The sequence below is a fragment of the Herpetosiphon llansteffanensis genome (assembly GCF_003205875.1).
Lineage (GTDB): Bacteria > Chloroflexota > Chloroflexia > Chloroflexales > Herpetosiphonaceae > Herpetosiphon > Herpetosiphon llansteffanensis.
In genome coordinates this window covers 1-25,851 of record NZ_PUBZ01000133.1, presented here as the reverse complement: position 1 = coordinate 25,851, position 25,851 = coordinate 1, and the positions used below count along the sequence as shown (strand labels likewise).

Here is a 25,851-nt window from a genome sequence, read left to right as displayed (position 1 = left end):
GCCCCCAACCCCTATCTATTTATAACTCGCCGTTTGCTTGAATTCGGTCACGGCTTTGCGTAAGTTGGCGATGGTTGCTTCGCTCAAGGCTTTCTCGCTGGCGATGCTGCGGCCAACCTCAGCATAGCTGCTGTGGATAAACTGCCAGAAATCGCGCTTGAAGTCGTTGATCCGAGCAACTGGAACATCGTCCAAGAAGCCGTTCCCAGCAACCCACAGAATAATCACTTGGTCTTCCAAAGCGATTGGTTGGTATTGTGGTTGCTTGAGCAATTCCGAAAGGCGTTGACCGCGTTCGATTTGGGCCTTGGTGCCTGCATCCAAGTCGGAGGCAAACATGGCAAAGGCTGCCAATTCGCGGAACTGGGCCAATTCGAGCTTCATCTTACCAGCAACGGTCTTCATGGCTTTGGTTTGGGCCGATGAACCGACGCGGCTCACCGAAATACCCACGTTCAAAGCTGGACGTTGGCCAGCATAGAACAAGTCCGATTCCAAGAAGATTTGACCGTCGGTGATCGAAATCACGTTGGTAGGAATGTAGGCCGAAACGTCGTTGGCTTGGGTTTCGATGATTGGCAAGGCCGTAATCGAACCGCCACCATTGGCTTCGCTCAAACGAGCAGCCCGTTCCAACAAGCGTGAGTGCAAGTAGAACACGTCGCCAGGGTAGGCTTCGCGGCCTGGAGGGCGGCGCAGCAACAACGATACTTGGCGATAGGCCACAGCGTGCTTCGACAAATCGTCATAGATGATCAAGGCATCTTTGACCAACGTGCCATCGACCGTCACGCCGCCTTCCATCACTTCTTCAGCGATGGCACAGCCTGAGTACGGGGCGATGTATTGCAATGCTGCTGATTCTGAGGCTGAAGCATTGACCACGATGGTGTATTCCATCGCGCCATTTTGCTCAAGCGTGGTGATGGTTTGAGCCACTTTCGAGCGCTTTTGGCCGATTGCGACATACACACACACCATGCCTTGACCGCGTTGGTTGATGATCGTATCGATTGCGATCGCGGTCTTCCCAGTTTGGCGGTCGCCGATGATCAACTCGCGTTGACCACGCCCGATTGGAATCAATGCGTCGATCGCCAAGATCCCAGTTTGCACTGGTTGGCTCACCGATTTACGCTCGATCACGCCGGGGGCAATCCGTTCGACTTCGCGGGTTTTGGTTGCGCTGATTGGGCCTTTCCCGTCGAGCGGGCGGCCAAGTGGGTCAACGACACGGCCAAGCAACTCTTGACCAACTGGCACGGAAATAATCTTGCCAGTTGAGCGTACCAAGTCGCCTTCTTCAATTTCGAGATAATCGCCCAAAATAACGGCAGCGACGTTATCTTTTTCCAAGTTCAGCGCGATGCCCATGACGGTTTCGCCTGACTTCGTTTGCTTGAATTCAAGCAACTCCGAAGCCATAACATCGCGCAGACCCGTGATCCGCGCCACGCCGTCACCAACGCTGGCAACCGTGCCGACGTTGACCGCAGTTGGGTCAGCGCTGAGTGGTTGCTGCACGCTGGCTTTAAGACGACTAAGAATATCTTCTGCTGTTACAGCCATTGTTTGCCTCTATGATCGAAGTATGAAGGATGAAGCTGATGCTTCATCACTTCTCACAGTTAACCGGCCATCATATTGCGTTGGACTGCGTTGAGGCGTTGGCGGAGAGTTGAATCAAGCACCTTATCGCCAACACGCACCAACAAGCCGCCCAGAATTTCTGGATCGACGTTGTAGGTGATGTCGAGCAATGCGCCATAACGCGCCTTGAGATCGTTGGCGATCTTGGTACGTTGTTCAGCGCTCAGTTCTACGGCACTTGTAACTTCAGCCGCGGTTGGGCCGCCCGAACGCGCCAACTGCACCAACTCATCCAGCACGCTTGGCAAGAGATCTTCTTGGCCTTCGGCTTTGAGCGCTGCAACGAGTGAATCATAAACAGCGCGGGCGTAGCTTGCGGGTTCGCGGCTGCTCATTAGTTCAGCCTCCCAAGTTGGTCAATTGATTTATTGATCAACTCGTCGTGACCTTTAGTTTGCAGTTCGCGACCAAGCACATTGCTGGCGGTTTCGGTAACCAAAGAAGCCAATTGGCCTTGCAAGCCGCGCAACATTTGTTGGCGATCTTGTTCAGCTTTGTTACGGGCTTCTTCTTCAATTTTGGCAGCGTTATTGCGAGCAACAACCAACAATTCGGCTTCTTGCGCCCGAGCGCGTTCTTGGGCTTGGCTGATGATGGTTTGACCTTCGCGGCGAGCTTCTTGCAGCTTCGCATCGTAGTCAGCATCAACGCGGGCCAATTGTTGCTTCACTTTTTCAGCGTTATCCAAGCTCTCGCGAATGCGTTCTGAGCGAGCTTGCAGGGCATTCAAAATTGGTTTGTAGAGAAACATATTCAACAAAATCGCCAACAATGAGAAGTTGACAATTTGTGAGAGTAGCAGTGGGAGATCGACCCCAAGCTTATCCATTACATCCCCCTTAGCAAGAGCGCCACGCCACTAGGTGCATGGCGCTTGCAGGAATAGTGTCATTGAATCGTCGTTCGTCGGCGGTTGGTTCTTAGATAACTTTGAAACCAATCAGCAACGAAATAACCAGACCGAAGATCGCGAGACCTTCTGTCAAAGCGATACCGACGAACATATTGGTGCGGATCGTGCCTTCGGTTTCAGGATTGCGAGCAATTGACTGCAATGCGCCCGATACCAACATCCCAATACCAATACCAGGGCCGAGGGTCGATAAAGCAATAGCCAAGGCCGCTGCAATCAGGCGTACACCTTCATCGGTCATGAGCTGAATCCTCCAAAAACTGAGTGTCAATAAGTAGTCAAAAGAAAAGTGTATGATCAAACCGTTAGTTTGCGTCGATCAAGCGCTTAGTGCGCGTGTTCTTCGTGGCCATGATCGCCGTGCGATTCAGCAGCCATATCGATAAATGCCATCGTCAACATCGCGAACACGAAGGCTTGAATCAAGCCGACGAAGAGTTCGAGGCCGTAGAATGGCAGTGAAAGCAAGGTTGGGAACAGGAATGCCATTACCAAGAGCACAACTTCACCGGCAAAGATATTGCCGAAAAGCCGGAAGGCAAACGAGACAATCCGCGCAAATTCCGAAACCAATTCGATGATCCCGACCGCAAATTGGATCGCGCCACCCTTGAAGTTGAAGAACTTGCCTAAGTAGCCAAGGCCCAATGAGCGGAAGCCCCAGAATTCAGTCACCGCGAACGAGATCAAGGCCAAGGCCAAGGTCATGTTCAAGTCGGCACTACCTGAGCGCAAAAATGGGTGGAAGGCCGTACCGCTTGGGCAGTTGTGGGTGTAGTTACCACCTTCAGCAGCAGCAGCCACAACTGGCTCAGCAATATCGGTGCTGATGCCAGCGGTTGCAACGTAGTTTGGTGCGGCGGCATGCTCGGCGCTGTGGCTATAGCACAAGCCAATTGAGCCAACGCCTGGCACCAAACCAAACCAGTTTGATGGCAGAACAAGGAAGAAGATGGTTGCAACGACCACAAAGAAACGCCCTGCAAACTTGGGGCTAACCCCTTGCATGGTGTTGTAGAACATTTCAACCGCATATTCCAAAGCGTTCTGGAGACCACGTGGTTGTTTCAAGGCTTCGGTATTGCCACTGCGCAATTTGCTCGTGCCAATCACCGAAAGCACGATCAAGAGTGCCATCACTAACCAAGTGAGCACTAGCGAGTTCGTGACCGTATAACCACCAATGTGGAACAATTCTTCGGCTCGCACCGAAACCAGCGGCGTACCAACAGGCAGGAATCTGCGTAATGCAATCCCAATCACTGCGGTAATTGCGACCGCTATAATTACCTTTCGTTTTGTGGACAAGGCGATCCCTCCGCGTTTATAGGCCCATCGTAAAGCGGTACACTGCTGGCTCTGCACAACGCTGGGCAATACAACTTTCACGACTGTTGGGATTTTGTGCTTTTTTGCACATTCTCAAGTATAAAGGATGGCTATGCTCTTGTCAAACTTGTTAACATTAGTCAAGAATAGGCTCAATCCCTTTGTAACGGGCAGAAATCGCCTTCTTTCGCATGGGCCTAGCCACATTTTTATCCCCAACATCAAACATTTTGCTGCTTTTGTGGCAATTGTCACAAAAGTGCCTCAACAATCTTCTGGGGATCAGGGGTCGGGGAGCGGGATGGTTAGGCATAGACTTTTGGCTTCATCCTTAAGTCGCTCTGCACCTCTGTGTTAAAACGTTGATCCACGAACTGCATGAAGACTTGAAACCGCGAAGAGCGCGAAGGTTGATGAGGCTATAGGCTATGGGCTGTAGGATGGATGATCCTGTGTATTTTGAGCAATGTTCCGCTAGCCAATAGCCTTCAGCCTAGAGCCAAACATCCTCTGCGCCTCTGCGTTAATGAATTGATCCACGAAGGACACGAAGGACACGAAGATGACGTTATTGATTTCATCCCTCATCCCTCATCCTTCATCCTTTCGCTTCCCCAGCCCCCAACAACCGATCCCCAAATAATTACAATGTTTCAATTAAACGGGCTAACAAGGCAGCACGGGGGGCAAATTGGCTGATCGAAAGCCATTCGTCGAAGCTATGCGAATCGCTTCCCCAGCCGCCAAGCCCATCGAGGGTGGGCACGCCGATCGCCGAGGTGAAATTGCCATCTGAGCCGCCGCCAGTGCCGCTAGCTTTAACCGGCAAATCGAGTTGCTTGGCAATTTGCTCGGCAGCAGCATACAACGCCATCGTCGCAGGAGTTTGTTCCATGGCTGGGCGATTCACGCCGCCTTCCAAGGTTAATTTGGCCCCAGCGAGGCGCGGCGCTAGCTGATGTAATGCTTGATCGACGCGTTCGGCCTCGCCAACTTTGAGCGCGCGTACATCGATGGTGCAATGGGCTGCTGCGGCAACGACATTGGCGGCAGTGCCGCCGCTAATTTTGCCAATATTGATCGTCGTGCCAATATCAGGGCGGGCTAATGGTAGAATTTGGCCAATTTGATAACTTAATTCATGGATGGCGCTAATGCCAAGCTCTGGGGCAACGCCAGCGTGCGACGGCTTGCCAGTAATCTCCAAATCATACATGCTAACACTTTTGCGCCATGTTTTGAGCCAGCCGCCTTCTTCCGCCGATTCGATAATCAGCGCTGCGCGACAGCCACGAGCCTGCTCTTCAATATAGCGCCGCGAGGTTGGGCTGCCGATTTCTTCATCGGTGGTAATTAGAAATTTTAATGGACGGCTTGGCCAGCGCCCAAAATGGCGTAAGGCTTGCAAGGCGGCGCAGGTCAGCAAAATACAGCCCTTCATATCGCTCACCCCTGGCCCGCGCACTACATCGCCATCGATTCGGAAAGGAAACTGATCGATCGTGCCTGGCGGATAGACCGTATCAACATGGCCGACAATCAGGATTGGCTCGCCCTCGCCTGGCCAGCTGGCCAACAAATGGTCGGCTTGGGGTTTGCCATTGTATTTGCGCACACTTGCGCCAAGTTTGCTCAAGCGCTCGCCAACCACATTGACCATCCAAGAAACCGCCGTAATATCACGGGTAAACGACTCAATCTCGATCCATTGACGCATTTCATCCAACAGATCCGGTAGGCAAGCATCAAGATAGGTTAAAAGCTGACGAGGCATGGTCTTCCTCCATCACTAAGCAGTTATTGCTGTATTGTACCGCAGCCATTGCTCAAGCCTGTCTTGCATCAGGCTAGCGAGCGTGCTATGCTGCATTTTGGTCGTTGCTAGGAGGTGGGTATGTCCCAAATGGAGTTCCTACGTCGAGTGCCCCTATTTGCAGACCTTTCGCTTGAAGGCTTGCAAATGCTCGATGGTCAGGCCCGAATTCGTGGGTTGCCAGCAGATGCGTGGTTGTTCCACCAGCGTGATCGTGGCGATGCCTGTTATGTGGTGGTCAGTGGCACGTTGCGGCTGGTGCTCGAGCAAGGTAGTTCCGAGGAAACGACCCTTGGTTTGTTGGGGGTTGGGGCATTTTTTGGCGAGCTTAGTTTGTTGGAGCCTGATGGCACGCGGGCCGCTGGCGCAATTGCGGTTGTCCAAAGCGAGGTCTTGGAGATTCCGATTGCGGCGTTTGAAACCTTGCTGCATACCTACCCCGCGATTGCCTACAATATGTTACGGCGGGTTGCAGCCCACGTGCGGCGCTCCGATGAACGACGTTTGGAAGATTTGCGTCATAAGAATCGGCTCTTGACTGATGCCTACACTGCCTTGGAGCAAGCCCAAGCAGAGGCATTGCGCCGTGCCCGAGCTGCCCGTGAATTGGAGCTAGGCCGCGAATTGCAACGCCGATTGATTCCTACCAGCTTTCCAAATGTGCATGGCGTGGTGATTGCCGCTGCTACCTTCCCTGCCTATGAGATGAGCGGCGATTTTTACGAGGTGCGCCAACTTAGCGAGCATATGCTCTCGATTGTGATGGCCGATGTCTGCGATAAAGGTGCTGGCGCTGCCTTGGTGATGGCGCTGGCCAAAGGTCTGTTGCTGGGCATGGATCAGCGTGATCCCTTGGCCTTAGTCGAAGGCTTCAATCAATTGATTCGCACCACCAACCTTGATGCAGCAGTGATTACCATGGTCTATTCGCATTTGGATTTGGCGCGGCGACGCTTTACCTATGTGCGAGCTGGCCACGATTGGCCGTTGCATTATCGGGCCAAACAAGGGCGGGTTGCGATGCTTGAGGGCGGCGGTATGCCCGTTGGCATCACCGAAGAAGCCTTTTTCGAGCAGATGCACACCGATTTAGAGCCAGGCGATGCCTTGGTGTTTTATACCGATGGCTTATGTGATGCACGCAATTTTGCTGGCGATACCTATGGCCGTGAGCGCTTGATTTCAGCGGTGCAAGCCTATGGCCGCTTACCAGCCCATGGCCTGGCAGATGCCATCCTTGGCGATGTGCGCGCCTTCCAGAGTGGTACGCCGCCGATCGACGATTTGACCTTGTTGGTTGTCAAGCTCAACCCTGAATCAAGCTAGCTTCATCAACATAAGCGAATATCGTTATAATGCAAGCATATTCTTTGCCAAAACGATGGTGCGAAAACGCTATCATGGCGATATTGCGGAGATACTATGCGATTTGTAACGCTCAAAACAGCAGTTGGGCCGCGCCCAGGCATTGTGCTCGGCGATCGGGTGATGTTGCTCGATGGCTATCAATCACTGCAAGCCTTGATCGAGGCTGGTGATGCTGGCTTAGAAATCGTCAAAGCAGCCTTGCCTGAATATCAAAGCCGTGCAGGCATTCAGCTCAATCTTGATCAATTATTGGCTCCGTTGCCGCGCCCATTGAAAAATGTGTTTTGTGTTGGCTTGAATTACGCTGCCCACGCGCGTGAATCGTTGCAAGCCAAAGGCCTCGAAGTCAAAATGCCCGAACATCCGGTCTTTTTTACCAAACCACCAACCGCAATTAACAGCCCAACCGGCGAAATTGTGATCGATCCGGCAGTTTCCGAGCGGATTGACTGGGAAGTTGAGTTGGGCGTGATCATCGGCAAAGCTGGCAAAAACATTAGCCGCGAGCAAGCGATGGAGCATGTTTGGGGCTATACAGTGATTAACGATATTTCGGCCCGCGATTTGCAAACCCGTCATCAGCAATTTTTCAAAGGCAAAGCACTCGATGGCTCGTGTCCAATGGGGCCGTGGATTATCACCAGCAGCGAGTTAACCGACCCGCATAATTTGGTTGTGCGCTTACGGGTTAATGGCGAGATCAAGCAAGAATCCAATACCAACGATCTTATTTTTGACATTCCAACCCTAATTAGCGTGCTCTCGCAAGGCATGACCCTTGAACCAGGCGATATTATTGCGACTGGCACGCCTGCTGGTGTGGGTTTTGCTCGCACCCCGCAAGAATTTTTGCGCCCAGGCGATTTGCTCGAAACCGAAGTTGAGGGCATTGGCATGCTGCGCAATCCGGTTGTCGCCGGTTAATTTCAGACCAAAACAGCATTCTTTAAATAATACACTTTTGTCAGAATGCTGTTTTTTGTTGCGCAAAAGCGTTATTTAATGGCGCTTGAATTAAGATTAGTCTCCATCTAGCTAGCTAAATCGAACCTAATAATGCTAGCGCCGACTTGAATATATATCGGCTTATCGCGATAAGGCAATAATTAATAAATTTGACAAATGAGCTAAATCTTTTTATATTAAGCTTATTAACAAATCCTCTCAATTCCCCTCAGTGTTGTGTGGAACTCACCTCAGGAGGTTCAAGCATGGTTCGATCCCGTTGGCTATTTGCTTTACTTGCGATTACCGTTTTATTATCGGTAATTGGGGCTAAGGTGCCGTTCACTGCTGCGCAAAATCAAGCCAGCACGTCCGACCGACCGTTGGCATTGGCCCAAGGCTTGAAAGATTTGGCCACAGTAGCTCAAATTGCTGTGCCAGAACTTGATGTCGCCAAAGAACGCTCAGATGCAGTTAATCGGCCAAGCGATGCGCCATTGCGTTTTGCCAAAGATTATCAAACCTCGCTTGACATCAAGCAAGTATCGACGATCGAAGTTGTTGGCAATCGCACCGTAGCCCGCTTACGGATTAGCGCCCCCAAGGCTTTGTCGATCAACCTTGGCTATACGCGCTATACCATGCCAAAGAGCGGCCAATTGTTTATGTACAGCCCTGATTATCGCTCAATTATTGGGCCATACGGTGCTGCTGATAACGAAGATCATGGCCAATTGTGGACTCCAATCGTCGCTGGCGATGAAATGATCATCGAATACAGCGCCGATAGTGGCGAGTTTGCAACTGCCGACCTGACCTTGAGCGCCATCAACCGTGGCTTTAGCGGCTTCGGCGTTCCACGTGATCTCTTGGTCGATAAATCAGGCTCGTGTAATGTTGACGTAGTTTGTCCTGAAGGCGACGACTGGCGTGAAGACATTAACGCGGTTGCCGCTTATACCCGCAACGGCTTGGATATGTGTACTGGCTCGTTGGTCAACAACACTGCCCAAGATCAAAAGCCATACTTCCTGACCGCTGCCCACTGTGGTGTCACCGCAGCCAATTCAGCAACCGTCGTAACCTATTGGAACTACGAATCGACCCTGTGTCGTACGGTTGGCTCGACTGAAAATGGCACGCCATTGCCCAAGCCTAACACCACCATGACTGGGGCGACTTTAATTGCCAACTATGCTCCATCAGACTTTGCTTTGCTCGAACTTGATGATGCAGTTCCAAGCGAATATGCCCCATACTGGTCTGGTTGGAACGCTCAAAGCGGCGATTTCGCCAGCGTTGTAGCGATTCACCACCCAGGTGTTGAAGAAAAACGCATCAGCTTTGAAAACCAAGCAACCCAAACCACCGGCTACAATAGCAACACCGTGCCTGGCGATGGTACCCACATTCGGGTTATCGACTGGGATTTAGGCACAACCGAAGGTGGTTCGTCAGGCTCGCCATTGTACGATCCTCAGCATCGCGTGGTTGGCCAACTGCATGGTGGCGGCGCTGCCTGTGGTAACGATTTATCAGACTGGTATGGTCGGGTTTCAGTATCATGGAATGGTGGCGGCACGCCTGCAACCCGCTTGAAAGATTGGCTTGACCCAACCAACTCAGGCACCTTGGTACTTGATGGCAGTGCTGGTAGCCCAGCGTACACCGTCAATCTCAGCCCAGCTAGCTTGGCGGTTTGTGCTCCTGCCTCGGGCCAAAGCACGGTTAACTTAACCTGGATTTCAGGTTTCAGCGAGCCGGTAAACCTTTCGGCAAGCAACTTGCCTGCTGGTGTAACTGCAACCTTTACGCCAAACCCAGTGATTTCACCAACCTTGAGCAGCCAATTAACCATTGGTAACGTAACTGCTGCCGCAGCTGGCGATTACACGGTTGTGGTGCATGCCGATAGCGCTAGCATTACCCGCACCGCCGATTTAGATCTCAGCATCTCAGGCGGTATTCCAAGTGCTGCGCCAACTTTGACTGCCCCAGCAAACAACGCTACCGATGTAAGCGATACCCCAACGTTTAGTTGGTCAAACGCAACCGGAGCCGATAGCTACGTGCTTGAAATTGCTAGCGATGCTAATTTCAGCAACTTGGTTTACACGGCAACGACCGAATTGACCAGCTTGACCAGCGCTCCATTGAGCACCAACACCAAACACTACTGGCGCGTGCGCGCTGCCAATGCATGTGGTGTCAGCGCCAATAGCACGGTCTTCAGCTTTACCACTGAAGCAGCACCTGGCGATTGTACAATTGGCACCGAAACCGTGGTTACCTTCGAAGAAAACTTCGAAACCAATCCAAACTGGGCTAGCGGTGGCACTGGCAATACCTGGGCACATGGAGCCTTTGGTTACGGTGGCACTTCAGGGATGAAGGCGATCGATCCGACTACGGCATCAGATCAATGGCTCACTACTCCGGCAATAACCTTGACCGAAGGTTTGACCCATACCCTGCAATTCTGGAACGCCCAAACGATTGAAGATCGTACAGCTGGCGGCTGTTATGATGGTGCGTTGATTGAAGTGTCAACTGATGGTGGCTCAGCATGGGATCAAATTCCTAATGCTTCCTTGTTGACCGACCCATACAATGGCGCAATCACTGCTTCGTCGAACCCGCTTAATGGTCGCGATGCCTGGTGTGGCGACCCACAAGACTGGTTGAAGAGCGTGGTTGACTTGTCAGCCTACAACGGCGAAACCGTTATGTTCCGCTTCCGCCTTGCCTCGGACAGCTCAGTTGGCCGCGATGATGGCTGGAAGATCGATAACGTCAGCGTGAAGGCTTGTACCGAAGAATCTGAGCCAGAAGGCCCAGAATTGGTCTACTTGCCAGCAGTAACCAAAAACTAAACCGCTACGCTGAATAGCAAAAAGCCCCGCCCTTGATTCAAACCAAGGGCGGGGCTTTTTTAGCAAATTTATTGGTTTTCGAGTGCGATCACTTTATCCAAACGGCGGGTAAAGCGCGCTTCGTTGTGGAAATTGGCACTCAAAAATGCTTGCACAATTTCATCGGCGAGGGCTGGGCCAATGACCCGCCCGCCCAAACAGAGCACATTCAAATCATCGTGCTCTACGCCTTGATGCGCCGAATAGGTGTCGTGGCATAAGCAAGCCCGCACGCCTTTGATTTTGTTGGCGGCGACGGTCACGCCAACGCCACTGCCGCAAATTGCGATCCCACGCTCAGCTTGGCCGCTAACCACTGCATTGCCAACCGCAGCCGCAAAATCGGGGTAATCGACCGAGGCAGGCGAATCGGTGCCAAAATCGAGCACTTCATGGCCCAGCCGTTGCACCGCGTCAATTACCGCTTGCTTCAAAATCAGGCCACCATGATCGGTTCCGACCGCAATTTTCATAATTTATTTCCTTTCAACAGCACAACGCGAAGCACGAATTGCTCGTACTTCGCGTCAGATGCTTGATCAATCAACGGATTAACCAGCCAACAAGGCCTTGGCACGGGCAATCAGGTTTTCAGCGGTAAAGCCAAATTCCTTCATCAAAACATTAATTGGCGCTGATGCACCGAAGTGATCAATCCCAATAATATCGCCGTCAGTGCCAACGTATTTGTACCACGTGACTGGATGGGCTGCTTCAATTGCAATCCGTTTGGTCACGGCCTTGGGCAACACGCTTTCGCGATATTCCGCCGACTGCGCATCAAACAAGAAGGTCGATGGCATGCTGACCACGCGAACTTTGACACCTTCGCCGCTTAGTTGCTCGTAGGCTGCGACTGCATGTTGCAATTCCGAGCCGGTGGCAATGATGATCAGTTCTGGTTGGCCATCGCTATCAGCCAACACATAGCCACCTTGGGCCACGCCTTCTGCCGAAGCATAGCGGCTGCGATCAAGGGTTGGCAAGTTTTGGCGGGTCAAGGCCAGCAAGCTTGGGCCTTTGTGGGTTACGGCCACGCGCCAGGCTTGGCTGGTTTCGTTAGCATCACCAGGTCGCAGCACATTCAAATTGGGGATAATTCGCAATGATGGAATGTGTTCGATTGGCTGGTGGGTTGGGCCATCTTCGCCAACGCCAATGCTATCGTGGGTAAAGACTTGAATGGTGCGAATGCCCATCAAGGCTGCCAAGCGAATCGAGGCGCGGCAATAATCGCTGAACACCAAGAAGGTTGCGCCGTAGGGAATCGTGCCGCCATGCAAGGCCATGCCATTAACGGCTGCGACCATGGCATGTTCGCGAATACCCCAGTGCATGTTGCGGCCTTGCGGCGTTGCTGGTTGGAACGATTCTGCATGCTCAATTAAGGTAAAGGTCGATTCGGCCAAATCTGCCGAGCCGCCAATTAATGCTGGAATTTGCTCGGCCAAGGCGTTGAGCGCTGCTTCTGATGATTTGCGCGTTGCTACGCCCTTGGCATCAGCTTCCCAAACCGGCAACGTGCTATCCCAACCGTCTGGTAATTCACCAGACATGCGTTGCTTGAAGTCGGCAGCTTTTTCTGGATGTGCCGCAGCGTAGCGTTCGAACAGCTCGTTCCATGCTTGCTCAGCGGCAGCGCCGTTGCTCAAGGCTTGGCGGAAGTGGGTTGATACTTCTTCTGGAATATAAAAGGTTGGTTCGAGCGGCCAGCCGAGCGCTTCCTTGGTCAATTTGACTTCATCGGGGCCAAGTGGCGAGCCATGGGCTTTGGCCGTGCCAGCCCGATTGGGCGAGCCGAAGCCAATCACGGTGTGGGCCACGATCAACGATGGTTGGTCGGTCACTGCTTTGGCGGCGGTCAAGGCTGCATCAACTTGCTCGGTATCAAGCCCGTCGATCTCTTGCACATGCCAGCCATAGGCGCGGAAACGGGCTGGCACATCTTCGGTGAAGGCAATTGAGGTATCGCCTTCAATCGAGATTTCATTATCATCGTAGAGATAAACCAACTCGCCCAATTTGAGGTGGCCTGCCAACGAAGCGGCTTCGGCACTAATGCCCTCTTCCAAATCGCCATCGGAAACAATTGCATAAATATGATGCTTGACGATTTCCAGTTCAGGCTGATTGAATGTGCCAGCCAAGTGGCGGGCAGCAATTGCCATGCCCACGCCGGTTGCAAAGCCTTGGCCAAGCGGGCCAGTCGTGGTTTCGATGCCAGCGGCATAGCCATATTCTGGGTGACCAGCAGTTTTGCTGTGCCATTGGCGGAAATTCTTCAAATCATCGAGCGCCATATCACTGTAGCCCGTGAGATGCAATAAACTATACAACAGCATTGAGCCATGGCCCGCCGACAGCACAAAGCGGTCGCGATCAGCCCAATCTGGATTAGCCGGATTATGTTTGAGGTGGCGCGTCCATAGCACATAAGCCATGGCCGCAGCCCCCATTGGTAAGCCTGGGTGGCCCGAATTAGCCGCTTGCACACCATCAACCGCCAACATGCGGATTGTATTGATGGCCAGTTCGTCGAGTGTATGTGCTTGAGTCACAAATCCTCCTGCGGTGATGTATCAGTTCCAACTGTCAATTATAGCAGAGGCCGATCCATCGTAATTCTATGGTAAACTCATAATTGCAACTGTTTGGTTGTCCTTCCCACGCCTCAGGGCATGCAGCTATTCACCAGCGCGCAAAGCTAGGAGCGCAAACATGAATTTAACGCAACAAATTCTTGAATTATATGTTGAAGTCCAACAGCGCCAACGCCAGCGCTTATTAATTCGCGCCGCCTGGATGGCCTTGGCTGTGTTATGCCTTGGCCTAATTGGCCGAAACTGGCTAGATTGGCCGCTTTCGTGGCCGATCTTGGGCTTAATTGTGGTTCTGGTGGCAGCACTTGGTGGGGTTTATGCCTGGAAATCGATTCTCGCCCCAGCCCAATTTGTGCAAATGCTCGATCAGCAATATCAATTGAATGCCCAATTGAGCACTGCCAGCGAATTTCAAGAATTGCGCGGCGGCTTTCACGCTGTGAATATTGAACGTGCCAAGCGGCGTTTGCCCAGCGTTGCCCGCGATGCCACGATCCGCGTGATTGCGCCAATTGCCTTAGAATGGCAAAGTTTAGGTTTGGCAGCCGTGTTGGCCACGGGCTTGTTTGTTTTGGGCCAAATTAATGCCGGTTTGCCAGCGCCAACAACCGAGCCATTGCGCGAGTTGGCGAGTCTCACCACAACCGAGCCACCAGAACAGCCTGCTACCGAGGAAGATCCCGCTGCTGATCCCAATCAGCCAGTTGGCAATCAGCCTGATCAGCAACCGGAGCTGAGTCCCGAAGGCCAAGAAATTGCCGATGCCTTGGCCGATGGTTTAAGTGATAATGGCGCAACGCGGGCCGCTGCCGATGCTTTGCGCCGTGGCGATGTGCAACAAGCTGCTGAAGAACTGGCCAAACTCGCCGATCAAGCTGATCAGCTATCGCCGCAAACGCGCAACGAAATCGCTGATGGCCTTGAACAAGCAGCCGAGCAATTACAAGATCAGCCAGAGGTTGCCGAACGCTTGCGCAGCGATGCAGAGCAACTGCGTGGCAATCCCCAAAATGCCGCCGATGCGCTCGAAGATTTGGCGCAACTGACCGATCAGCTTGATAATGCCCAACCTGATTTGGCCAATGGCGAGCAGAATGGCCAAGCTGGGAGCGAGCCGCAAGCTGGCAACCAGCCGCAACAAGGCCAGCCAGGCGATAACCAAAACGGCCAGCCAAGCAACAACGGTGCTGGCAATAATCCTGGTACTGGCAGCCGTTCATCGCCGCCACCGAGCGATGCGCTTGGCCCCGATGTCAGCTTGCCAGAAGCGCCTGCTGCTGGCGAAACGACTCCCGGGACTGGTGGCGACACCTCAATCACCTTGCCTGGTGGCGAAGGTACTGGCGGCGGCAATGCTGGTGGTAGCGGCGGCAGCGTGCCCAGCGATATTAGCGATCCATCCAATATTCCTGCGGAGCTACGCGATGCGATTCAAGACTACTTCGGGCGCTAGTGGCGACCTGTTTAACCCTGAGTTTTTAGCGCGCATCGAACGCCTCGCGTTGCGTTCGCGGCGTACCTTACGCGGGGGTTTGAGCGGCGAACATGCCTCGCGACGGCGTTTGCCAGCGCCAACATTTAGCGATCATCGCGCCTATAGCCCGGGCGACGATCTGCGCCACGTCGATTGGTTTGCCTATGCACGCCATGAAGATTTGCATGTGAAGCTTGGTGAAACCGAACAAGATATTAATATTACGATTGCCTTAGATTGCTCAGCCTCGTTGGATTGGGGCCAAGGCGAGCTGCACAAAGGCCGCTATGCCTTGCGTTTGGCGGCAATGCTCGGCTATCTCGGCCTCACCTCAAACGATCAAACCACGATTTGGCCATTTACCAGCAAATTGATCAAGCCGTTTGGGCCTGCTGTTAGTCGGGCACGCGGCCCCGATTTGCTGCGCTATTTAAGCAATTTGAATTGGGCCGAACAAACCTCATTTACGCCGATTACCCAAGCAGTTCGCCGCAGTTCTGGCGGCATGCTCTTGATCATCTCCGATTTATGGACGAGCGATTTAGAGCCACTGCTGCGTGCTGCTGCCCCGCCAGTCTGGCAAGTTGTGGTGCTGCACCTGTTGCACCCCGAAGAAATTAAGCCCACGCTGACAGGGCCGGTCGAATTTGAAGATAGCGAAACTGGCCAAGTGCTGGCGCTTGAGCTTGATCAACAAACCCAAAAAGATTATCGCGAAAAACTGGTGCGTTGGGTGCGCATGCATGAGCAAATCTGTCAGCGCTATGGGGCGACCTATGCTGGCATTCGCAGCGATCGCCCGCTTGAGCAAAGTATTCTGCCCTTCTTACGCCGGCGCGGCATTATTGGCCTCTAGCCTTGCGCCACTAAAATAACCCCAACAATCGCAATTATAACAATCAGCCAGCCAATCCAAGCATAACTTTCACGCTGAGCCTTAATGGGCTGCGATACTTGCATTGGGGCTGAATTAGTGGCTGGCTGCGCCGCTTGCTGTTGTACTTGTTTCAATGCTGGGTTGACCTTTTTTGCTGGATTTAATCCTCCTACAGGTTTTCTGGGTGGTGAGGCCAGACCAATATCTGGATTATGGACAATTAAATGTTGTTTCTGCGAAACTAAATCAAACAGATTTTTACCCCATTCCTCTGCAGTTGGTCGCTGATCAACGGGTTTATCAAATGCACGTAGGAATAATTGTTGAATATCAGTTGGCATTCTTTCGTAATATTTGTGCAACTTTGGCAACTGAACAATTGTATGCTTGTGATTACCAAATACAAATAAACTACGACTAATATGGTCATCAATTGTTGTTGAATCATGGAATTTGTCACCAAAGGTTGCAGCAAAAGGATGGATTCCTGTAATTAATTGATAAAAGATAACGGCTAATGAGAAATTATCCCACTCTTTTGCAATAGTACTGCCACTTTTAAGGTAGTTACGATACTCTGGAGGCGAATATTCCGCTGTTGAAACTACTGATTTATAATAGAGATTTTTCTTAGCATCATAAACTTGCATTGAATCAATATCAGTAATCGAAATAAACCCATTTAAGGTAACTAATATATTTTGAGGTTTTAAATCGACAAAAATGTATTTTTGCATTTGATGAATAAGATTAACCGTGAAAGCAATATTAACACAAACTTTAAAGCAATTAATAACCCCTTGTTTATCAGATCGTTGATATTTAATCCATGATTGATCAATATTTTTGGTATGAATATGTGGTTGAGTTAATCGTTCAAGCCCAATGCTCTGATCAAAAGCTCTTGGCATAATGAAGCCACAAAATTTTTGCTTTTCATACAATGCAGCAATCGGCCAAGCAATCCGATAATTGGTACTGGTAAGCGTATCAGGCGGATTATCAACCATAAAATTAATCTTTTGCTCTAGTTCAGGAGTTAATCGGTTAGGATAAAAAATTTTCGCACAATGATTAGGATAGTTAGGCGTATGAATAACGGGATAGACACAGCCTTCTCCGCCTTTGCCTAGCGGCTTGGATTGATCAAGCTGAACATGCATATGCTGTTTGGTTTGATAGATAACACTCATTATTGACATCCTTCGCGTATGCTTAGATCCACAAACCAAGAATCATGGTTTTATCATCCGGCTCATTAGCAAATCCCGTATTGCCACGCTCCAGAATGTCTTTAAACATGCTCTGTAAACTATGGAGATCTTGGCCTTTTTGTTTTTTTTCACGAAATAGCTGCTGCAAACGATCAAAAAATTGTTGATGTGGTTGATTTGGATCGTGCCAACGCTGAGTGGCTTGATCAAATTGACTACATTGAAATGTATGTTTTTCACAGCCATCAGAAATTAATACAAATCCATTAATTTGTTCATTAATGACCTGACATTCGATTAATTCGGATGGATTTTTCCAAACTTGATCGGCAGTAAATGGCATAACTTCGTTGGCTTCTTCACCTTTATGCGGTGTAATCATCGAATGCCATTGGCCATGACGATCGCTATAGCCAGCCCGACCATCGCCAATATGTGCTACCAAAATGCCAATTGGGCTATAAATGACGCTAATTAATGTACAAGCAAATTCATGAACTGATTGTTTTTCTGCTTGAGCCTTCTTTTGTAATTTTGCATAAATATCTTGGAATATATAAATTACATAGTTCTGCCATTGCTGAAGATTCGGTAATTGGTTAGTTTCATGCCAAGTTTGCTGTTTCACCAGTTCTAATAATTGTTCACATGCTGCTTCAACCACAAATTCAGATCCAAGATGTGATAATTTGCGACTACCCAAACCATCAGCCATCACCGCAACGCCCCAACCTTCCCCCAAACTTACATGCTGCGAATAATCTTGACAGAGCAAGCCATGTTGAATATGGCTCTTACCAATGATCGATTCGCTAAATACATGAAATTGATGGTTGACATGACGCATACTCTGGTCAACTGCTGGTTTCAGATTGCTCGGCGCGCTTGGTACGGTGGCTGGTTGCGGCCTGGGTGTAGTTGAATTGCTCACTGGTGGCAAGGTAATCGCTGGATTTTGCCTAAGCAGCGGTTTTGGCATCGAGCGCCGTTGGTGTGCTAATTGAGGCGAACCACTCAAACGCGCCCATAAAAAGTATCCGCCAACCGCAAGCACACTCAATCCTAGCAGGCTTTTGATTAAGATCGCTCCAAAACTATTGGGCGCTTGAGTTGTAGTTGGTTTAAGAGCGTTTGGTTGCGGTTTGGCATTATCAGGCTTTGGCGCAACAGTTGGATTAGTGGACAAGATTGATTCAATTGTGGCAGGCAGTAGCGATTTGGTTGTTGTAATTAAGCCTGAATTGGTTAACGTTGGGGTTATTGTCGTTGATCGGGTTATTGGAATTGCTTGCTGATTTGTGGTGTTTAATCGGATAAAGAGCAGCACAATCAACATACTGCTGAGCAAGAGCAGCGCAGATAACACCAAAATGAGTGGTCGTTGATACTGTTTCATCGTCTCTTCCTTACAAAAGGGGTTAGTTGAAGCCAAACCAACCAACCCCAACAAATTCTAGGATACTGGAAGAATTCCCCAACCACTCGTTGGCGGTAAATTGATTACTTGGCCATCGGTTGAGCTTGCGACCATTGCTAAGCTTGCGCTTAACCAGTCAAAAAATGCTTCAAACCGTAAGCCTTGCAACATCATTGGTGGCCGATCTGGCGTGCTAATGCGCCGAAGCATGTTAAGATCTGCTCCTTGAACTCCGATTGGAAAAAAAGTAAATTGTTTATTGACGACCCCAGATTGAAGCTCTTGGGCTAAACCTTGAATATCTTGGTCTTTATCAGGTGCTCCATCAGTCATCAAAATAATCCATGGCCGATAATAGGGCTGACCTGTTGATCGATACCATTGTTTTCGTTCTTGGACTTTATGCATAGCCAAACGTACTCCATCGACTAATTTTGTTGTTCCTGCTACCGCTAAAATTGGCATATCAAAATGATCAATTAAACTTGGCTCAACAATACAATCAACTTGGCTATTAAATTCAATTAAGCAAATTTCTAAGCGTTGAGCAGTCGAAAAATTATTACTAATATCTTGATGAAATAATTGTAGACCTTGGTTTAATTCGTCGATTGGTGTACCTTGCATCGATCCTGATGTGTCAACGACCAAAACACACAAACATTTCTGTTCATAGTTGATTGGGCTTTCTAATCCGTATTCCATAATTGCTCCTTTATGGGGTAACTGAAAGTTTTAAAACCGTATTTTTATACCAAATACAGCTAATAAAGATGGCTAATAGTGCAATCAGGCTGACTGTAAATCCCCAACCTAAGCCAAGTTTTGCGCCTCCACCTGCTCCTAAAACATTGCTGCTCGCATTAATACTAAGATTTAAAGTTGCATAGATCACTCCAAAAAAGCCAAGCATAATTCCACTTATTATTTGGAGATGCTTAATTGAATAGGCCAATTGATTCAAAACCAGCGCCTTACTTAGCTTCGATCCTGTCATCATGACAAAAATTGCATATGCGGGTAAGAGCAGGATAATCAATAGTGCAAAGAAAATGAGAATTTTTTCATTGGCTAAATCAGGCTCAAACAAAGCCCCAAGTAAAAGCAATGCAAAATGGATGGCGCTAGCACTTCCACTAAAGCTACTACTCAATAAGGAGCCAATATCCCCATTCATACTGGCTTGAACAAATGGCCCAAAAATCAAACATCCTAAAATTAATCCACCTAAACCAATTAAACCGTAGGCAAACATTTGGAGTTGAAACAAGAGTTTTTGGTGGATTGATTGGGTTGGGCTTGCAATTGTGCTAGGTTGATAGGGTGCTGGTGGGGTAAGTGGTCTGGTTGCTGGTTTAACTAAAGGTTGATTAACGGCTGACCGCGCAACTGGCTTGGCTACAGGCTGGATCGAAGGTTGATTAACGGCTGACCGCGCAATTGGCTTGGCTACAGGCTGGGTTGATGGAACTGCTTGCGGCATGGCTAATGCTTGACCACAATTCTGACAAAATGTTGAATGAGTGTTATTGCGAAATTGGCATTGCGGACAGGGCTTTACTGGGGCGGTACCAACAACTGGCATAAAAGCCTCCAACTCTAGCATAAATACGCATTACTAGAGTTAGATACATTCCATAGAGTTTTTTTTGATTGAGCTAGAAAATTATTCCAATTGCTAAGTATGTGCTCGAAGTTTGTTGGGTATTGGCCTCTAAAAGTCAAAAGTCAAAAATCAAAAGTCAGAAGGCAAAATAGGTGTCAGGGGCCAGCGATCAGGGCATGCGGCTATGGGCGATTAGCTTTGGGCTGGCGCAAACGTAATTTTAAACATCTGTGCCAATCTGTGGCAAAAAAATACATATTCGTGGAAGTCGTGGCTAAAACATTATCTTTGTCCGCTTTGTGATTAATTGGTTATGTTCTATGCTCTATGTTCTATGCTCTTCTTATGCTTCGTGGATCAAAACGATAATCTAGCCTATATCGGCTATTGCTTCTTGCGTTCGAAAAAATTACTATCAACTTGGAGTATATGGCTGTTGCTGATTCAGCCGCTGCTCCAGATTAGGAGGATGGTATGAATTTTCTCGAACGCACAGGTGCTATCGTTGTGGTAGCCCTGATTGGACTGTTCATCGTCGGAACGTTGCTTGCACCGAACCATGCCACTTCAGCAACCTCAAGCAGCCTTGCTCACTCGTTTGGTGGCCCAACCGCAACTCCCGGGCCAGAGCCTACCCTTCAATCGCCAGCTAACGAAGCCGTTTTGCCCCAGCCAGTTGCCCCCAACACATGGACCTTTAATTGGCAAGGCCCACGCTGTGGTCATACGATCCATCTCGATGGCCCAGGTAATCGCGATTATGTTTTCGCTGGCAGAATGGGCCAAGGCCAAGCAATCGTCCCGTTTACCTACAGCTATACTCAAACTCAGGCGCTGCCAGCAGATGCACTTGCCCCATGGAATTGGCATGTTGAGTATGATTGCAGCACCTACCAAGGCCAAAGTATTACCCGCACCTTCTCAGTTGTGCCTGCTAATTTCGTCTTTTTGCCCTATACAACCCAGTAGTAATTATGAAGGATGAAGCACATGTGGCTATAGGCTGTAGGCTTTTGGCTATCGGAGTGCGGTTGAACTACCATGTTCCGATAGCTAAGAGTTAAGAGTCAATAGCCTCAATCCCTACGTTTAGCACAGATCAAAAACTATTGACCCATAGCCTATAGCCACCAGCCTATAGCCGCCTCGTGTTTACGCTTCTGGGGCAAAGACCTTAATTGGCTGATAGCCAGTTTCGCGCAGCACTGCAATCGCCACTAATTGGCCTGTCTGATCAAGCAAACCAACCCGTTCGGCTGCACTCTCAACCTGCACCACCCGCCCCATGCGTACATCGGCTACAACCGCCTCAGGCAGCGAGATTAAGGGCCAGTTGGCAATCGCTGCCTGTGGTGGCAAAAGTGCCGCTGCCAAAACCTCAGGCTGTTGATCAAGCTCAGCCAACGCGATGCTGGTGCTCAAATCAAAAGCTCCTGCTCGGGTACGCCGCAACGCAGTTAAGTGCGCGCCACACCCAAGCAAGGCTCCAATATCGCGGGCCAAGGCTCGAATATAGGTGCCTTTGCTACAATCGACCGCAATCGTTAATTGCTGCGCATCCCAAGCCAACAAATCAAGCTGATCGATCGTGATTGGGCGGGCTGGCAACTCGATATGCGTGCCTTCGCGGGCATACTCATACATGCGTTTGCCATCGACCCGAATCGCTGCATATTGCGGTGGCACTTGCTCGATTGCGCCACGAAATTGGCTCAAGACGCTTTCAATTAAGCTTGGTTCAAGTGCAGGAACCGCCGACTCAGCAATTACAGCACCTTCCGCATCATCGCTATCGGTGGTGATGCCAAGCAGCAGGGTTGCAGTGTAGGCTTTACGATCTTCCTCTTGCAAATATTCCAGCAGGCGGGTGGCATTGCCCAAGGCAATCGGCAACACGCCCGTGGCCATTGGGTCGAGCGTGCCACCATGGCCAACCCGTTTCATGCGCGCAGTTCGTTTGACCACCCGCACCACATCGGTTGAGGTTATGCCTTGGGGCTTATCGATGTTTAAAAATCCATGCAGCATAGGCAAATATGGCTCGCCAATCAACGAGCTAGCACCTTTCTAGTTAATTAGGCTAAGGCTGCCCGTAATGTGCTGAGCACCAACTCGCGGGCTTCGGCCAAGCCCATCTGCAAGGTTGCGCCAGCTGCTTCGCGATGGCCGCCACCGCCCAAACTATGGGCCACGCTGCCAACATCAATTCCAGGCTGCGAGCGCATGCTGATTTTCACCGTGCCATCACGGCGCTCTTTAAACAGTACATAGGCTTTAGCAGTGGCAACGCGGCTCAGATAAGCCGTAATTTCATCGCCAGCCTCATCATCTGCGCCCGTGCCTTGTTGCATTGCTTGGGTAAATTCCGTCCAGATAATATCGCCCTCGTCGTGCATGCGCTCAATCGCCATCCCCAAGGCTTTGGCATGGGCGAACGGCTTGCCATACATCATCGAGCGCATCACCTCGTTTAATCGCCCGCCGAGCGCCAATAAATCGGCGGCAACCCGTAAGGTGCGCGGGCTGGTATGCGAGGTTTGGAAACTTTGGGTATCAGTCACCAAGCCCATCAACAATGCGGTTGCGGTTTCAGCATCAATCGCTTGGTTCCAAGCTTGCGCCAGCAAGCCCAAAATTTCGCAGGTTGCGGCAGCTTCGGTCATAACCAAATTTAAAAAGCCTTCGCCGCTATTGGTGGCGTGATGGTCAATCACCAACAATGGGCGCTGAGCCAAATAGGCCCGTTCTGCGCTAAAAATCGGCTCAATCCGCGAGATGCTGCCAGTATCGACCAACACCACTAAATCAACATCGGCGGGCAAACTTGCCCCTTGGCTATAAACCCCGACCTCTGGCGCATCGGGCAAAACCACCGCCAAACTTGGCAGATCAGTTGGCAAAACCATGGTTACCCGACAGCCCATGGCGCGTAAAATGCGGGTTAGTCCAATGCTTGAACCAACTGCATCGCCATCGGGGTTGATATGCGAGGTAACCAAAATATGGCGTGCGGCGGTCATGGCATCACGCAGGGCCGGAGCCGCTTGTTGAATAGTGGTATACAGCATCGTGGTATTCCTTATTCGTCGTCTAGTTGTGGTGGATTAACCCGCCGTTCTTCGTCGACTTGGTTGAACAGCTTGTCCATATGTTGGCGCGTATCAATCGTTACATCAAGATGAAAATGCAACTCTGGCACAGCCCGTAATTTCATTTGCTGGCCAAGCTCACGCCGCAAAAAGCCTTTGGCCCTATCAAGGGTTGCAATCGAATCTTTGCGCGCTGCATCATCGCCCATCACGCTGACGTTGATATTGGCGTGATACAAATCTGGGCTAACATTCACGCTGGTGAGGGTTACAAAGCCCAAGCGTGGGTCTTGAATTTCAAATTGAATTGCGTTGCTCAAAATTACTTTAATTTCTTCGGCAACCTGTTCAACTCGTTTACCTTTTGCCATAACAGCCACTCCCACAGTATTAATAATGCAGAATGGAGACAAACACACCTGTTACAAGCAACAGATCTATTTGTCTCCACTCCAGCGTTTAATCAGCGCTTACGAGGTGCGAATAATCTTTTCTTTGCGATAGAATTCCATCGTATCGCCAGCTTCGATGTCGTTAAAGCCATCGACCTGCATCCCACACTCGTAGCCCGAAAGCACTTCGCGCACATCGTCTTTGAAACGGCGCAGCGAGCCAATTCGTCCGTCGTGCAACACAACCCCTGAGCGCAAAACGCGTACCAATGAATTGCGAGTAACCTTGCCGTCGATCATCATCAAGCCAGCCACAACTTCGCGTGATGGCAAGCGGAAGGTATTGCGCACTTCTGCAAAACCATCGGTTACTTCCTTGATCTCAGGATCGAGCATCCCGATCATGGCCTTGTTCAGGTCTTCGATCAATTGGTAAATGATGTTGTAGAAGCGAATATCAATCCCGTTGGCTTCGGCGCTACGGCGGGCAGCAGCATCGGGGCGAGCATTGAAGCCAATGATAATCGCGTGTGATGCCACGGCCAAGCTCACGTCCGACTCGCTGATTGTGCCAGTGCCACGGTGCAAAATCTTGATTTGAATCTCGCTTTGTTTCTCGTTCAACTGCGCCAACGAGTGTTCGATTGCGCCAATTGAGCCTTGTACGTCGGCTTTGAGAATAATGTTGAGATCTTTGATTTTGCCTGCTTGAATTTGTTTGTAGACTTCATCAAGCGTGGTTGCTTTGCCAAGCTGGTTGGCCATATGCTCCATTTGGCGTTGGCGTTGGCGCACGGTCGCAACTTCACGCGCAATCCGTGGGTCATCAAGCACTTGCAAAATATCGCCAGCTTGTGGCACTTCTGAAAGCCCAATGATCGAGACTGGCGTTGCAGGTTCGGCGATGCGAATCCGGCGACCAATGTCGGTAAACATGGCCCGAATTTTTCCGTGAGTCGCACCGACCACCACAATATCGTCTTGACGTAACGTTCCGTTTTGGATCAACACCGTCGCGACTGGGCCACGACCTTTGTCGAGCTCAGCTTCGACGATTGTGCCGATGGCTGGTTTATCGGGGTTGGCCTTCAATTCTTGCAAATCGGCGACCAACAACACCATATCGAGCAAGCCATCGATATTTTTCTTGTGCTTCGCCGAAATTTCGACATCAGGAACGTCGCCGCCCCAGCTTTCGGTCGCAATTCCTTCGACGGCCAATTGTTGGCGCACACGGTCGGGGTTGGCCCCAGGCACGTCGATTTTGTTGATGGCCACAATCATTGGCACACCAGCAGCCTTAACGTGGGCAATAGCTTCAGCCGTTTGCGGCATCACACCGTCGTCAGCAGCCACCACCAAAATAACAATATCGGTGACGGTTGCCCCACGAGCACGCATGGCGGTAAACGCTTCGTGACCTGGTGTATCCAAGAACGAAATTTTGCGGCCATGGATTTCAACTTGGTAGGCCCCAATGTGTTGGGTAATCCCGCCTGCTTCACCTTCAGCAACGCGGGTTGAGCGCACTGCATCGAGCAATTTAGTTTTACCGTGGTCAACGTGACCCATGATCGTTACGACTGGTGGGCGAGTTTTGAGATTTTCGGCGGTTTCTGCCCGCAGCGCATCGCCAATATCATCGACCAAGCCAGCCATACGTTCGGGCACATGTTCACTGGTTTCAATATCAAATTCTGCGGCAATCACAGCAGCGGTTTCATAATCAAGTTGTTGATTAATATTCGCCAAAATGCCTTGCTTGAGCATTTCTTTGATAATATCGGCAGCGCCAACGCTCAGCGCTTCGGATAGCTCACGGACAGTCATAACCGGGCCAAGCTCAACTGGGCCACGTGGACGAGCTGGCGCAACTGGGCGGGCCATCATTGGGGTGCCACGGCCACGACCACCTTGTTGATTGTTGTTTTGGCCGCGTCCGCCGCTGCCGCGTGGAGGAACGCCACCGCTGCCACGAGGTGGAACGCCGCCACCACCACCGCCGCCGCCACGGTTGCCGCCAGGGCCGCCGCTACTACGGTTTTGGTTGTTATTATTGCGGTTACCACCAGTGCCGCCACCACCGCCACCTGATCGGTTACGGTCGTCGTCGCCGCTGCGGGTAGGGCGTGCACCACCAGGCGATTGAGGCCGATTGCGGTTACCACCGCCACCACCACCCTGTCTCTTATATATCTATTATACACCTCTCACGCCGCCGACGAAGATAGAAGAGTAGATCTCGGTGGTTA

23 protein-coding genes are annotated in these 25,851 nt (G+C 50.6%); 6 read left to right on the top strand and 17 right to left on the bottom strand.

Going from position 1 to position 25,851, the window contains the following annotated elements; translation table 11 throughout:
- Positions 1 to 15: 15 nt before the first annotated feature.
- The 6 genes from atpA to C5S61_RS21565 all read right to left on the bottom strand — a co-directional run bounded on the left by atpA (position 16) and on the right by C5S61_RS21565 (position 5,666).
- On the bottom strand, positions 16 to 1,569 hold the full coding sequence (gene atpA, locus C5S61_RS21590) for a F0F1 ATP synthase subunit alpha (RefSeq protein ID WP_110518768.1): 1,554 nt from the start codon (positions 1,567 to 1,569) through the stop codon (positions 16 to 18).
- A 59-nt stretch (positions 1,570 to 1,628) separates the two neighbouring features.
- Positions 1,629 to 1,985: an ATP synthase F1 subunit delta gene (gene atpH / locus C5S61_RS21585; protein WP_110518766.1), complete on the bottom strand. Its 357-nt coding sequence runs from the start codon at positions 1,983 to 1,985 to the stop codon at positions 1,629 to 1,631.
- Positions 1,985 to 2,479 carry a F0F1 ATP synthase subunit B gene (locus C5S61_RS21580; protein ID WP_054534610.1) on the bottom strand — a complete coding sequence of 165 codons (495 nt, stop codon included), beginning with the start codon at positions 2,477 to 2,479 and terminating at the stop codon, positions 1,985 to 1,987. Before C5S61_RS21580 ends, atpH begins: the two co-directional genes overlap by 1 nt.
- A gap of 91 nt (positions 2,480 to 2,570) precedes the next feature.
- Positions 2,571 to 2,804 (bottom strand): ATP synthase F0 subunit C, encoded by a 234-nt coding sequence (gene atpE / locus C5S61_RS21575; RefSeq protein WP_110518764.1) that lies wholly within the window; start codon positions 2,802 to 2,804, stop codon positions 2,571 to 2,573.
- Between the two features lie 86 nt (positions 2,805 to 2,890).
- Positions 2,891 to 3,871: a F0F1 ATP synthase subunit A gene (atpB, locus tag C5S61_RS21570; RefSeq protein WP_124033482.1), complete on the bottom strand. Its 981-nt coding sequence runs from the start codon at positions 3,869 to 3,871 to the stop codon at positions 2,891 to 2,893.
- A 664-nt stretch (positions 3,872 to 4,535) separates the two neighbouring features.
- A complete protein-coding gene (locus tag C5S61_RS21565; RefSeq protein ID WP_110518760.1) occupies positions 4,536 to 5,666 on the bottom strand; it encodes a M20 family metallopeptidase in 1,131 nt (376 codons plus the stop codon).
- Positions 5,667 to 5,786: 120 nt separating this feature from the next.
- Here C5S61_RS21565 and C5S61_RS21560 point away from each other — a divergent pair, with 120 nt between their 5' ends.
- The 3 genes from C5S61_RS21560 (at position 5,787) to C5S61_RS21550 (ending at position 10,891) form a co-directional block, all read left to right on the top strand.
- Positions 5,787 to 7,031: a PP2C family protein-serine/threonine phosphatase gene (locus tag C5S61_RS21560; RefSeq protein ID WP_110518758.1), complete on the top strand. Its 1,245-nt coding sequence runs from the start codon at positions 5,787 to 5,789 to the stop codon at positions 7,029 to 7,031.
- A gap of 96 nt (positions 7,032 to 7,127) precedes the next feature.
- A complete protein-coding gene (locus tag C5S61_RS21555; RefSeq protein WP_110518756.1) occupies positions 7,128 to 7,997 on the top strand; it encodes a fumarylacetoacetate hydrolase family protein in 870 nt (289 codons plus the stop codon).
- 287 nt (positions 7,998 to 8,284) lie between these two features.
- Entirely contained in the window at positions 8,285 to 10,891 is a 2,607-nt protein-coding gene (locus tag C5S61_RS21550) for a S1 family peptidase (RefSeq protein ID WP_110518754.1), read from the top strand.
- Positions 10,892 to 10,959: 68 nt separating this feature from the next.
- Here the strand turns inward: C5S61_RS21550 and rpiB are convergent, their stop codons facing one another.
- Positions 10,960 to 11,403: a ribose 5-phosphate isomerase B gene (gene rpiB, locus C5S61_RS21545; protein ID WP_110518697.1), complete on the bottom strand. Its 444-nt coding sequence runs from the start codon at positions 11,401 to 11,403 to the stop codon at positions 10,960 to 10,962.
- A 78-nt stretch (positions 11,404 to 11,481) separates the two neighbouring features.
- Positions 11,482 to 13,488 (bottom strand): transketolase, encoded by a 2,007-nt coding sequence (tkt, locus tag C5S61_RS21540; protein ID WP_110518695.1) that lies wholly within the window; start codon positions 13,486 to 13,488, stop codon positions 11,482 to 11,484.
- 160 nt (positions 13,489 to 13,648) lie between these two features.
- Between tkt and C5S61_RS26945 the strand changes: the two genes are divergently transcribed.
- Both C5S61_RS26945 and C5S61_RS21535 read left to right on the top strand, forming a co-directional pair.
- On the top strand, positions 13,649 to 14,983 hold the full coding sequence (locus C5S61_RS26945) for a hypothetical protein (protein ID WP_164689713.1): 1,335 nt from the start codon (positions 13,649 to 13,651) through the stop codon (positions 14,981 to 14,983).
- Entirely contained in the window at positions 14,955 to 15,860 is a 906-nt protein-coding gene (locus C5S61_RS21535) for a DUF58 domain-containing protein (protein ID WP_164689712.1), read from the top strand. The genes C5S61_RS26945 and C5S61_RS21535 overlap by 29 nt, the downstream gene beginning before the upstream one ends.
- Here C5S61_RS21535 and C5S61_RS21530 read toward each other — a convergent pair.
- From C5S61_RS21530 to C5S61_RS21515, 4 genes are read right to left on the bottom strand one after another with little or no spacing between them, the layout of a single operon-like run.
- The gene (locus C5S61_RS21530; RefSeq protein WP_164689711.1) at positions 15,857 to 17,074 is read right to left on the bottom strand and encodes a protein kinase domain-containing protein; all 1,218 of its coding nucleotides are present in this window, start codon (positions 17,072 to 17,074) and stop codon (positions 15,857 to 15,859) included. The two genes, C5S61_RS21535 and C5S61_RS21530, sit on opposite strands and share 4 nt — an antisense overlap.
- A gap of 22 nt (positions 17,075 to 17,096) precedes the next feature.
- Positions 17,097 to 18,491, bottom strand: a complete 1,395-nt coding sequence (locus C5S61_RS21525) for a PP2C family serine/threonine-protein phosphatase (protein WP_110518690.1) — start codon at positions 18,489 to 18,491, stop codon at positions 17,097 to 17,099.
- A gap of 57 nt (positions 18,492 to 18,548) precedes the next feature.
- Complete coding sequence (locus C5S61_RS21520) at positions 18,549 to 19,217, bottom strand: vWA domain-containing protein (RefSeq protein WP_110518688.1); 669 nt, start codon at positions 19,215 to 19,217, stop codon at positions 18,549 to 18,551.
- Positions 19,218 to 19,227: 10 nt separating this feature from the next.
- Positions 19,228 to 20,097, bottom strand: a complete 870-nt coding sequence (locus tag C5S61_RS21515; RefSeq protein WP_110518686.1) for a hypothetical protein — start codon at positions 20,095 to 20,097, stop codon at positions 19,228 to 19,230.
- A 495-nt stretch (positions 20,098 to 20,592) separates the two neighbouring features.
- On the opposite strand from C5S61_RS21515, the gene C5S61_RS21510 reads away from it, so the two are divergent.
- Positions 20,593 to 21,087 (top strand): hypothetical protein, encoded by a 495-nt coding sequence (locus C5S61_RS21510; RefSeq protein WP_110518684.1) that lies wholly within the window; start codon positions 20,593 to 20,595, stop codon positions 21,085 to 21,087.
- A gap of 183 nt (positions 21,088 to 21,270) precedes the next feature.
- Here the strand turns inward: C5S61_RS21510 and truB are convergent, their stop codons facing one another.
- The 5 genes from truB to C5S61_RS27360 all read right to left on the bottom strand — a co-directional run bounded on the left by truB (position 21,271) and on the right by C5S61_RS27360 (position 25,767).
- A complete protein-coding gene (truB, locus tag C5S61_RS21505) occupies positions 21,271 to 22,170 on the bottom strand; it encodes a tRNA pseudouridine(55) synthase TruB (protein ID WP_205701457.1) in 900 nt (299 codons plus the stop codon).
- Positions 22,171 to 22,193: 23 nt separating this feature from the next.
- Positions 22,194 to 23,186, bottom strand: a complete 993-nt coding sequence (locus C5S61_RS21500) for a DHH family phosphoesterase (RefSeq protein ID WP_110518682.1) — start codon at positions 23,184 to 23,186, stop codon at positions 22,194 to 22,196.
- Between the two features lie 11 nt (positions 23,187 to 23,197).
- Positions 23,198 to 23,578 (bottom strand): 30S ribosome-binding factor RbfA, encoded by a 381-nt coding sequence (gene rbfA, locus C5S61_RS21495; protein ID WP_110518679.1) that lies wholly within the window; start codon positions 23,576 to 23,578, stop codon positions 23,198 to 23,200.
- Between the two features lie 99 nt (positions 23,579 to 23,677).
- On the bottom strand, positions 23,678 to 25,486 hold the full coding sequence (infB, locus tag C5S61_RS21490; protein ID WP_054532441.1) for a translation initiation factor IF-2: 1,809 nt from the start codon (positions 25,484 to 25,486) through the stop codon (positions 23,678 to 23,680).
- Positions 25,486 to 25,767, bottom strand: coding sequence for a hypothetical protein (locus C5S61_RS27360; RefSeq protein WP_240614551.1), 282 nt, complete (start codon positions 25,765 to 25,767; stop codon positions 25,486 to 25,488). Before C5S61_RS27360 ends, infB begins: the two co-directional genes overlap by 1 nt.
- Positions 25,768 to 25,851 lie beyond the last annotated feature (84 nt).